Source organism: Micromonospora sp. NPDC057141 (genome assembly GCF_042670805.1).
Classification (GTDB): Bacteria; Actinomycetota; Actinomycetes; order Mycobacteriales; family Micromonosporaceae; genus Micromonospora.
Genome location: NZ_JBHUVA010000040.1, coordinates 45,476 through 55,503 on the forward strand (window position 1 = coordinate 45,476; position 10,028 = coordinate 55,503).

Sequence of the window (10,028 nt, forward strand, 5' to 3'; positions counted from 1 at the left end):
TTACCGGAAAATGGGTTCCTCGACGACTGGGCCGCCCGGCTGCGGCAGGGGGCCGAGCGCCCCGTCGTCGGCATCCTGCTGCGGGGCAGCCACGCCCGCCGGGCCGCCACGGCGCACAGCGACGTCGACCTCGACGTGCTCGTCACCGACGCCACGCCGGCCCGCCCGCCCGACCCGCCGATCGACGCCCCGTACGCCGCCCGCCGCGCCTACCTGGCCGCGACCGGCGGCCGGCTCACCCACGTCTCGGTGGCCGTCCGTGACGTCCGCTCCTGGCTGGACCGGCTCGCCCAGCCGGCCGACTGGGCGTTCGGGCTGCCGGTCACCGCGCCGATCCGGCTGCTCTGGGCCGACGAGCAGTGGCGTCCCCGCATCGACCTGCCGGTGCTCTGCCAGCCCGCCGACGAGCCGCGGCTGGAGGAGCTGATCGCCACGCTCGGTAAGGTCGCTGGGGCCCGGGCCCGGGGCGACCACCTCGGCGTCCGGCTGGCCGCCGCCGACCTGGCCCGGCTCTGCCCGTCCGTGCTGCGGCTGGCCAACCCGTCGGTGCGGGTGGTGTCCCGGCGGGCGGCGTTCGCCGCCGCCCTCGACCTGCCGGTCGCCCCGCCCGGATACCGCGACGACATGCTGCTCTGCCTCGGCGTGCGCCCCGGCTCCGCCGGGCAGCTCTGGGCCGCCGCCGGGCGGCTGGTCACCGGCACCGTCCCGCTGATCCGCCCGTACGCCGACGAGATCGCCGCCGTCGCCGGCGCGGACCTCGCCGAGGCCCTGTCCGACGGGCGGCTGGACCGCTACCTCGCGCAGCTCACCGGCGGACGGGAGCCGATGCCGGCCGCCGTGCCCGAGCCGGTGCGGGCCGCAGCGTCCGTGTCGGCGCCGGCCCTCCGGCGGGAGCCGTCGCCGGTGCCCTCGCCGCGTGCGGGAGAATGGGTTACTGTGCCCGTACCTGACGCGCCGGTGACCGGTGCCCACGCCCGCCCGACCCCGCCGGCGACGCCCGGCCCGGCCCGACCGTCCCGGCTCGACCCGGCCGTCGCCGCGCGGCTGCGCCGCACCCCCGACGGTCTGGTGGCCGCCGTGGTGCGCCAGCACGACACGGGCGAGGTGCTGATGGTCGCCTGGATGGACGACGAGGCGCTGCACCGCACCCTCACCACCGGCCGGGCCACCTACTGGTCGCGCAGCCGGCAGGAATACTGGGTCAAGGGGGCCACCTCCGGCCACCTCCAGCACGTCCGCTCGGTCGCGCTGGACTGCGACGGCGATGCGCTGCTGGTCAGCGTCGACCAGGTCGGCGCGGCCTGCCACACCGGCGAGCGCACCTGCTTCTTCACCGAACTGCCGGTCGCCGCCACGGGGGAGCCCGCATGACCGACGGCGTCGTCAGCCCCGACCAGGCCACCTTCGCCGACCTGGCGGCCCGCTGGCGGGTCGTCCCGGTCACCCGGCGGCTGCTCGCCGACGCGGAGACCCCGGTGGGCGTCTACCGCAAGCTGGCCGGCGGTCCGGGCACGTTCCTGCTGGAGTCCGCCGAGCAGGGGGCCGGCTCGGCCGGGATGGCCTGGTCGCGATACTCGTTCATCGGGGTGCGCAGCAGCGCCACCCTCACCGAGCGCGACGGGTCGGCGTGCTGGACCGGCCAGCCGCCGGCCGGGCTGCCCGCCGGTGGCGACCCGGTCCGGGTGCTGCGCGAGACCGTCGAGGCCCTCGCCGGCCCGGCGTGGGACCCGGCCAGCGGCATGCCGCCGCTGACCGGCGGCATGGTCGGCTACCTGGGGTACGACCTGGTCCGCCGCTTCGAGCGGCTGCCCGAGCTGACCGAGGACGACCTCGGCCTGCCCGAGCTGGGCATGATGCTCGCCACCGACCTGGTGGTCCTCGACCACTACGACGGCTCGGCGATCCTGATCGCCAACGCGGTGCTCCCGCCGGCTGACGAGCCGGATCGCGGGGCCCTGGTCGCCGCCGCGTACCACCACGCGGTGGGCCGGCTGGACGCGATGACCACGGCGCTGTCCCGGCCCATCCCGCCGATGATCTCCACGGTCGGTCGGCCGGCCGTCGGCGACGTGGTCAGCCGCACCGACCCCGGCGGCTACCCGAAGGCCGTCGAGGCGGCCAAGGAGGCGATCCGGGCCGGGGAGTGCTTCCAGATCGTGCTGGCCCAGCGCTTCGAGCGGCCCACCGGCGCCGACCCGCTGGACGTCTACCGGGTGTTGCGCACGACCAACCCGAGCCCGTACATGTACCTGCTGCGCTTCGACGGCTTCGACGTCGTCGGCTCGTCGCCGGAGGCGCACCTGAAGGTCAGCGCCGGCCCCGACGGGCGGCGCCGGGCGCTGCTGCACCCGATCGCCGGTACCCGCCCGCGCGGCGGCACCCCGGAGGCAGACGCCCGGCTCGCCGCCGAGCTGCTCGCCGACCCGAAGGAGCGCTCCGAGCACGTCATGCTGGTCGACCTGGGCCGCAACGACCTGGGCCGGGTCTGCCGGCCCGGCACCGTGGAGGTGCCGGAGTTCGCCACCATCGAGCGGTACAGCCACGTCATGCACATCGTCTCGACCGTGGTCGGGGAGCTGCGCCCGGAGCAGACGGCGTTCGACGCGCTGGCCGCGACCTTTCCGGCCGGCACCCTGTCCGGGGCGCCGAAGGTCCGGGCCATGGAGATCATCGAGGAGCTGGAGCCGGTCCGGCGCGGCCTCTACGGTGGCACGGTCGGCTACTTCGGCTTCGGCGGGGACCTGGACATGGCGATCGCCATCCGCACCGCGCTGATCCGCGACGGTCGCGCGTACGTGCAGGCCGGCGCAGGAGTGGTGGCCGACTCCGACCCGGCCGCCGAGGACCAGGAGACCCGCAGCAAGGCCGCCGCCGTGCTCGCCGCCATCGCCGCCGCCGAGACGCTGCGGCCGGCCCGGTGAGTTCGCCCGGGGCCGGTGCGCCGGCCGCGCGGGGGCGGCGCGAGCTGACGTACGCGGTGCTGCTCTGCCTGGCCGGCGCGGGCCTGGCGCTGTGGGCCTCGACCCGGACCTGGGCGGTGGAGCTGGCCGCCCGGCCGACGCCGCTGCCCCCGGTGCGCGCGGCCCGCACCGGGGCGGGCCTGCTGCCCTGGCTGCCCGCGCTCGCGGTGGTCGGGCTGGCCGGGGGCGGCGTGGTGCTGGCCACCCGGGGGGTGCCGCGCCGGCTGGTCGGTGTCCTGCTGCTGGCGCTCGGGGCGGCCGTGGCGGCCGGCGGCGGCTATGGCTTGGTGGCCGCGTTCGACGGCGCGGTGAACCGGCAGTGGCCGGCGTTCTGCCTGGTCGGCGGCCTGATCGTCGCCGTCGGCGGCGGGCTCGTCGCGCTGCGCGGCGCGGGCTGGCCGGCGATGGGGGCGCGTTACGAGCGGCCGGCCCGGGGCGGCGCCGGCACCCCGGGAGCGGCCCAGGCCGGCCCGGTGACCGGGCGGCGCACCACCGAGGTGTGGGACGCGCTGGACCGGGGCGAGGACCCGACGGCCGACTGACCAGCGGAGCGGGCCGGCTGACGGCCCCGCTTGGCCGGCGGCCCCGCTTGGCCGGCGGCCCCGCTTGGCCGGCGGGCAGGGCTGCGGGATGGACGGGCGGTCGGGTCAGCCGACCGGCTGGCGGTCCCGCGTCGTGGCGCGGGCGGCGGCCAGCTCGGCCACCAGGCGGTCCAGCTCGGCGCGCTGGTCGGCGCGGGCCCGGTCGGCGCAGACGGCCTCCCAGGCGTTGCCGCGCGCGGTGCGCACCCGGGCGTCGCCCACGACGGCCCGCTCCAGGGTGTGCACCACCCCGACGGCGAGCGACGCCACGGTCCGGGAGATGGTGGTCAGTCCGATGGTCGGGTTGGGCCCGGCAGTGCTCATCTGGTCACCCCGCACGAAGATCGTTCCGACGGCTCGGGCGGCTGCTCGCCGCGACCGCCCGATGGGCTGCGGGCAGGCCCCTCGTCGAGTCTGCCCGAGTCCCACGATGCCCGGCTCACGTTTCGCCGTGGTCACCGCCACGTCAACTGTCCGCCGGGCCCGGCCACCTGGGCAGGGCCGTTCAGCCTTGAGCTTCGTCACAACATCGACCGGCGTGCGCGCGGGATCGACCGGTACGCGGCATCGGCCGACGTGCGCGGGCACCGACCGGGCGTGCGCGAAGCGCGGCTCCGGCGGACAATGCTCCGATGGAGATGGGTGGTCGTCGATGGATTGGTCTGCGGTGGCGTCACCGCGATCGATGGGGGTGATCGCGCTCGGTGATCCACTGTTCACCGGAAGTCGGCCATTATGCCGCAGCCCATTTCGTGAGGAGCGCCATACCCCCGGCACGTGCTGCCAGGTGGCGCCCCCTAGCATCGGCCCATGACACCCGGAGAGGGGAGTCCGTTGGTGACTGCTGAGCATGCGCACGCGGAGGGGGACGGGGTCGGTCCGGCGGCGTCCGGAAGCGTCCTCGACGAGATCCTGGCCGGCGTCCGCGAGGACGTCGCCCGGCGGCAGGAGCAGGTTCCGCTGGAGCGGATCCGGGAGCTCGCCGCCGCCGCGCCGCCGCCGCTGGACGCGTACGCGGCCCTGCGTCGACCCGGCGTGGCGGTGATCGCCGAGGTGAAGCGCTCGTCGCCGTCCAGGGGCCAGCTGGCCGAGATCGCCGATCCGGCCGTCCTCGCGGCCGACTACGCCGCCGGGGGCGCGCGGGTGATCAGCGTGCTCACCGAGGGGCGCTGGTTCGGCGGCTCGCTGGACGACCTGGCCGCCGTCCGGGCCGCGGTCAAGGTCCCCGTGCTGCGCAAGGACTTCGTCGTCTCCAGCTACCAGGTGCACGAGGCCCGCGCGCACGGCGCAGACCTGGTCCTGCTGATCGTGGCGGCGCTGGAGCAGAACGCGCTGGTCGGGCTGCTGGAGCGGATCGAGTCCCTCGGCATGTGCGCGCTGGTCGAGGTGCACACCGAGGAGGAGGCCGACCGGGCCATGGAGGCCGGGGCGCAGGTGATCGGGGTCAACGCCCGCGACCTGCGTACCCTGGAGGTCGACCGGTCGGTGTTCGAGCGGATCGCCCCCGGCCTGCCCAGCAACGTCGTCAAGATCGCCGAGTCCGGCGTGCGCGGCCCCCACGACCTGATCCGGTACGCCTCGGCCGGCGCCGACGCCGTGCTCGTCGGCGAGGGCCTGGTCACCCAGTCCAGCCCCCGCGAGGCGGTGGCCGCCCTGGTCAACGCAGGCAACCACCCGGCGACGCCCCGCCCGGCGCGCTGAGCCACGCCGGGCGTCCCGCCCGGCGCGCTGGGCAACCCGGGGCGAGAAGTCAGCAGCGAGAGGACACCGCCATGAGCGCCACCGAACCGGCCCCGGCCGGTCAGCTTCCCGACGCCGCCGGTCACTTCGGCCGGTTCGGCGGCCGGTTCGTCCCGGAGGCGCTGGTCGCGGCGCTCGACGAGTTGGACGCCGCGTACCGCAAGGCGATGTCCGACGAGTCGTTCCTCGCCGAGTTCGGCGCGCTGCTGCGCGACTACGCCGGCACCCCCTCGCTGCTCTATCCGGCGCACCGATACTCCGCCCAGATCGGCGCGCGGGTGCTGCTCAAGCGGGAGGACCTCAACCACACCGGCGCGCACAAGGTGCGCAACGTGCTCGGCCAGGCGCTGCTGACCAAGCGGATGGGCAAGCGGCGGGTGATCGCCGAGACCGGTGCCGGCCAGCACGGCGTGGCCACCGCGACCGCCGCCGCCCTGTTCGACCTCGACTGCGTGGTCTACATGGGCGAGGTCGACACCGAGCGGCAGGCGCTCAACGTGGCCCGGATGCGGATGCTCGGCGCCACCGTCGTCCCGGTCACCACCGGTTCGCGCACCCTCAAGGACGCGATGAACGAGGCGATGCGGGACTGGGTCGCCAACGTCGACGAGACGCACTACCTCATCGGCACGGCCGCCGGCCCGCACCCGTTCCCGGAGCTGGTCCGGGACTTCGTCCGGGGCATCGGCGTCGAGGCCCGCGCGCAGTGCCTCGACCTGACCGGCGCGCTGCCGGACGCCGTCGCGGCCTGCGTCGGCGGCGGCTCCAACGCGCTGGGCATCTTCCACGCCTTCGTGCCCGACGAGGGCGTGCGGCTGTACGGCTTCGAGGCCGGCGGGGAGGGCGTGGACACCGACCGGCACGCGGCCAGCATCACCGGCGGCTCCTCCGGGGTGCTGCACGGCGCCCGCACGTACGTGCTCCAGAACGCCGACGGGCAGACCATCGAGTCGCACTCGATCTCGGCCGGCCTGGACTACCCGGGCGTCGGGCCGGAGCACGCGTGGCTGCACGACAGCGGCCGGGCGACCTATCTGCCGGTGACCGACGCCGAGGCGATGGCCGCGTTCGAGCTGCTCTGCCGCACCGAGGGGATCATCCCGGCGATCGAGAGCGCACACGCCCTCGCCGGCGCGCGCAAGATCGCCCCGGGGCTCGCCGAGGAGCTGGGCCGGGAGCCGGTCATCCTGGTCAACCTCTCCGGCCGGGGCGACAAGGACGTGCACACCGCCGGCGAATACTTCGGCATCCTCGACAAGGAGCAGTGAGACCGTGAGCCGCATCGGGGTCGCGTTCGACAAGGCCCGTGCCGACGGGCGGGCCGTGCTGGTGGGCTGCATGCCGGCCGGCTTCCCGACCGTCGAGGGCAGCATCGCCGCGATGACCGCCATGGTCGACGCCGGCGTGGACGTCATCGAGGTGGAGATCCCCTACTCCGACCCGGTGATGGACGGCCCGGTCATCCAGAAGGCCAGCGACATCGCCCTGGCCGGCGGCGTACGCACCGCCGACACGCTGCGCATCGTCGAGGCGGTCGCGGCCACCGGCGCGCCGGTGGTCACCATGACCTACTGGAACCCCATCGAGCAGTACGGCGTCGACGCGTTCGCCCGGGACCTCGCGGCGGCCGGCGGCACGGGCCTGATCACCCCCGACCTGATCCCCGACGAGGCCGACGAGTGGCTGGCCGCGTCGGACGCGCACGGGCTGGACCGCACCTTCCTGGTCTCCCCGTCCTCGACGGACGCGCGGCTGAGGATGACCGTGGAGCACTGCCGGGGCTTCGTCTACGCCACCGCGATCATGGGCGTCACCGGCGCCCGGTCGCAGACCTCGGAGGCCGCGCCGATCCTGGTCTCCCGGCTGCGCGAGGTCACCGACCTGCCGGTCGGCGTCGGGCTCGGCGTCGGCACGGGCGCGCAGGCCGGCACCGTCGCCGGGTACGCCGACGGGGTGATCGTCGGGAGCGCGCTGATCCGCTGCCTGCTCGACACGCCCGACCCGGCCGCCGGCCTGACCGCCCTGCGGGCGCTGAGCGCCGAGCTGGCCGAGGGCGTCCGCCAGCCGCGGCGCTGACCCTCCCGCCGGCCCTCTTCGCTCCGGCCCGCTCCCGCCTTCTCCGGCTCGCCTCCCGTGCGCGCCCCGTGCGCACCCGCCTCGCGGGGCGCGGGGTGAGAAGGGGGCCTTCTCTACCGTAGGCCTTAACAAGGGGCCCTTCCTTGCATCCAGCCCGGGGTGCCGCCGGGGCGGTGGGCGGCGGTAGCGTGTGCACCCGTGACCCTCGTCTCCACGATCCCCCAGGCGGCCCTGCCGAGCCCCAGCACTGCCGTCTGGCAGCTCGGCCCGCTGCCGCTGCGGGCGTACGCGCTCTGCATCATCGCCGGCATCGCGGTGGCCTGCGTGGTCACCGAGCGCCGGCTGCGCCAGCGCGGCGTCGCCCCCGGCGCGGTGCTCGACATCGCCGTCTGGGCGGTGCCGACCGGCATCATCGGCGCCCGGATCTACCACGTGATCACCTCGCCGGAGAAATACTTCGGCGACGGTGGCGAACCGCTCAAGGCGTTCGCCATCTGGGAGGGCGGCCTCGGCATCTGGGGCGCGGTGGCCGGCGGGGCGCTCGGCGCGTGGATCGCCGCCCGCCAGCTCGGCATCCCGTTCGCGGTGGTGGCCGACGCGCTCGCCCCGGGGCTTCCGCTCGCGCAGGCGGTCGGCCGGCTCGGCAACTGGTTCAACAACGAGCTCTACGGCGGCCTGACGACCCTGCCGTGGGGGCTACAGGTGCACGACATGGATCCGCGTAACCCGGGTCACGCCAGGACGGTCGACGGCGAGCCGGTGCTGCTGCCCGGGCTCTACCATCCGACGTTCCTCTACGAGGCGCTGTGGAACGTCGGCGTCGCCGCCCTCGTCCTCGTCCTCGACCGGCGGCTGCGGCTGGGCCGGGGGCGGGCGTTCGCGCTCTACGTGATGGGCTACACGGCCGGCCGGTTCTGGATCGAGCTGATGCGCACCGACGAGGCCAACCACATCCTCGGCCTCCGGCTCAACGTCTGGACGGCGGCCCTGGTCTTCGTCGGCGCGCTGATCTACTTCCTGCGCGTGCGCGGGCCCCGGGAATACCTCGTCCCGATCGGCGGCCCCGCCCCCGTGCCGGCCCCGACCGGGGGCGACGTGTCCCAGCTCGACCTGTCCGAGCGGGAGGCCGGCGCGCGGGCCGTCGCTCCGGAGGGCTACCGGGTGGTGAGCGAGGAGCAGTTCCGCGCGTACCGGGAGACCGGGGCCGTCCCCGACGACCCGGACGCCGCCGGCCCCGACGCGACCCGCGACGAGGTGGCCGGCGACGCCGACCGGGACGAAGCCGGGACCGACGGGGCCGGTGAGGCGGCCGACGAGGCGGCCGGGGCCACCGGCTCGCGCGCCGCCGACCGCGAGAGCTGAGCGGGGAGGGGGCGGCATGCGTACCGCGGTGGTGGTCGGCGCCGGGATCGGCGGCCTGGCGGTCGCCGGCGCGCTGGCCCGGTCCGGCTGGCAGGTCACCCTCCTGGAGCGCGCCGACCGGGTCCGCCCGGACCCGACGGCCGTCGTGCTCTGGCCCAACGGGGTACGCGCGCTGCGCGCCCTCGACCTCGGCGCGGGGCTCGACGCGATCGCCACGCCGCTGCCCGACGGCGGCGTGCGCCGCCCCGACGGGCAGTGGCTGGTGCAGCCCCGACCCACCCCGGCGGACCGGATGCCCGTGGTGGTGCACCGGGAGGACCTGCACGACGCCCTGATCGCCGGCCTCGGCGAGCGGGTGGAGCTGCGCACCGGCGTGGCCGTGCGCACGGTGCGGGCCGAGGCGGGCCAGCGCCCGTCGGTCGGCGACGGCCGGCAGCGCTTCGAGGCCGACCTGATCGTCGCGGCCGACGGCACCGACAGCGAGATCCGCCGGCAGTTGGCCCCCGAGTCCCGGGTGGTCAGCTCCGGCTGCGCCGCCTGGCGGGCGGTGATCCCCTGGTACCGGGCGCCCCGGCTGCCGGCCGACCGGCCGGTGGGCGGGGAGACGCTGGGGGCCGGCTACCGCTTCGTGGCCGCCTCGCTGGGCGAGCGCGGCTCGTCGGGCGGGTCGAGCCGGGGCGGCATCTACTGGGTGGCCACCGCCGCCGGCGCGCCCCGCCCGGAGCCGCCGGAGACCCAGCTCACCCTGCTGCGCCGCTGGTACGCCGGCTGGCCCGCGCCGGTCGGCGAGCTGCTCGACGCCACCGACCCGGCCGACCTGGTCCAGCAGGAGATCCGCGAGCTGCGCCCGCTGCCCCGCTCGTACGGCTTCCCGGCCGGGCCGGGCGGGGTGGTGCTGCTCGGCGACGCCGCGCACGCCATGCCCCCGCACCTGGGCCAGGGCGCCTGCCTCGCCTTCGAGGACGCCGCCACCCTCGCCTCGCTGCTGCGCGAGCACCGCCTGCCGGACGCGGTGGTCGCGTACGACCGGCTGCGCCGGCCCCGCGCGGCGACGATGGTGCGGCAGACCCGTCGGATGTCGGCGGTGCTCCAGGCCCGGGGCCGGCTCGCCCTGCGGGCGCGCGACGCCGCCCTCGGCGCGATCAGTCCCCGCCTGCTCTCCGGCGCCGCGGCCTCCGCCGCCCAGTGGCGTCCCCCGTCCTGACGGGCCGGCACCGGCTGCGTCCGGGGCTCGCCCGGCCGGGCCGGCCGGGGCCGGGCCGGGCAGCATGTCGGCGACATGGCGGTATCCGGCCGCCCGGATACCGCC

The 10,028-nt window shown here is 76.4% G+C and carries 9 protein-coding genes and 1 pseudogene; 9 read left to right on the forward strand and 1 reads right to left on the reverse strand.

Going from position 1 to position 10,028, the window contains the following annotated elements; genetic code table 11:
- Positions 1-384 precede the first annotated feature (384 nt).
- The 4 genes and pseudogenes from ACFT41_RS20090 to ACFT41_RS20105 all read left to right on the forward strand — a co-directional run.
- Positions 385-708: pseudogene (locus ACFT41_RS20090) on the forward strand (phosphoribosyl-AMP cyclohydrolase); the annotation flags it as partial.
- A 228-nt stretch (positions 709-936) separates the two neighbouring features.
- Positions 937-1,371, forward strand: a complete 435-nt coding sequence (hisI, locus tag ACFT41_RS20095; RefSeq protein ID WP_377586503.1) for a phosphoribosyl-AMP cyclohydrolase — start codon at positions 937-939, stop codon at positions 1,369-1,371.
- Positions 1,368-2,921 (forward strand): anthranilate synthase component I, encoded by a 1,554-nt coding sequence (locus tag ACFT41_RS20100; RefSeq protein ID WP_377586419.1) that lies wholly within the window; start codon positions 1,368-1,370, stop codon positions 2,919-2,921. The genes hisI and ACFT41_RS20100 overlap by 4 nt, the downstream gene beginning before the upstream one ends.
- On the forward strand, positions 2,918-3,502 hold the full coding sequence (locus tag ACFT41_RS20105; protein ID WP_377586417.1) for a Trp biosynthesis-associated membrane protein: 585 nt from the start codon (positions 2,918-2,920) through the stop codon (positions 3,500-3,502). The genes ACFT41_RS20100 and ACFT41_RS20105 overlap by 4 nt, the downstream gene beginning before the upstream one ends.
- A gap of 105 nt (positions 3,503-3,607) precedes the next feature.
- Here the strand turns inward: ACFT41_RS20105 and ACFT41_RS20110 are convergent, their stop codons facing one another.
- A complete protein-coding gene (locus ACFT41_RS20110; RefSeq protein WP_377586415.1) occupies positions 3,608-3,865 on the reverse strand; it encodes a hypothetical protein in 258 nt (85 codons plus the stop codon).
- Positions 3,866-4,378: 513 nt separating this feature from the next.
- Between ACFT41_RS20110 and trpC the strand changes: the two genes are divergently transcribed.
- From trpC to ACFT41_RS20135, 5 genes are all read left to right on the forward strand, one after another.
- Positions 4,379-5,242: an indole-3-glycerol phosphate synthase TrpC gene (gene trpC, locus ACFT41_RS20115; RefSeq protein WP_377586413.1), complete on the forward strand. Its 864-nt coding sequence runs from the start codon at positions 4,379-4,381 to the stop codon at positions 5,240-5,242.
- 71 nt (positions 5,243-5,313) lie between these two features.
- Positions 5,314-6,549, forward strand: coding sequence for a tryptophan synthase subunit beta (trpB, locus tag ACFT41_RS20120; RefSeq protein ID WP_377586411.1), 1,236 nt, complete (start codon positions 5,314-5,316; stop codon positions 6,547-6,549).
- 4 nt (positions 6,550-6,553) lie between these two features.
- Positions 6,554-7,357: a tryptophan synthase subunit alpha gene (gene trpA / locus ACFT41_RS20125; protein ID WP_377586409.1), complete on the forward strand. Its 804-nt coding sequence runs from the start codon at positions 6,554-6,556 to the stop codon at positions 7,355-7,357.
- Positions 7,358-7,555: 198 nt separating this feature from the next.
- Positions 7,556-8,719 (forward strand): prolipoprotein diacylglyceryl transferase, encoded by a 1,164-nt coding sequence (lgt, locus tag ACFT41_RS20130; RefSeq protein WP_377586407.1) that lies wholly within the window; start codon positions 7,556-7,558, stop codon positions 8,717-8,719.
- Positions 8,720-8,735: 16 nt separating this feature from the next.
- Complete coding sequence (locus ACFT41_RS20135; RefSeq protein WP_377586405.1) at positions 8,736-9,923, forward strand: FAD-dependent oxidoreductase; 1,188 nt, start codon at positions 8,736-8,738, stop codon at positions 9,921-9,923.
- Positions 9,924-10,028 lie beyond the last annotated feature (105 nt).

Coding starts and splice junctions, on each gene's coding strand:
- trpB (WP_377586411.1), top strand. CDS start 5,314: ATGAGCGCCACCGAACCGGCCCCGGCCGGTCAGCTTCCCGACGCCGCC.
- ACFT41_RS20100 (WP_377586419.1), top strand. CDS start 1,368: ATGACCGACGGCGTCGTCAGCCCCGACCAGGCCACCTTCGCCGACCTG.
- ACFT41_RS20135 (WP_377586405.1), top strand. CDS start 8,736: ATGCGTACCGCGGTGGTGGTCGGCGCCGGGATCGGCGGCCTGGCGGTC.
- ACFT41_RS20110 (WP_377586415.1), bottom strand. CDS start 3,865: ATGAGCACTGCCGGGCCCAACCCGACCATCGGACTGACCACCATCTCC.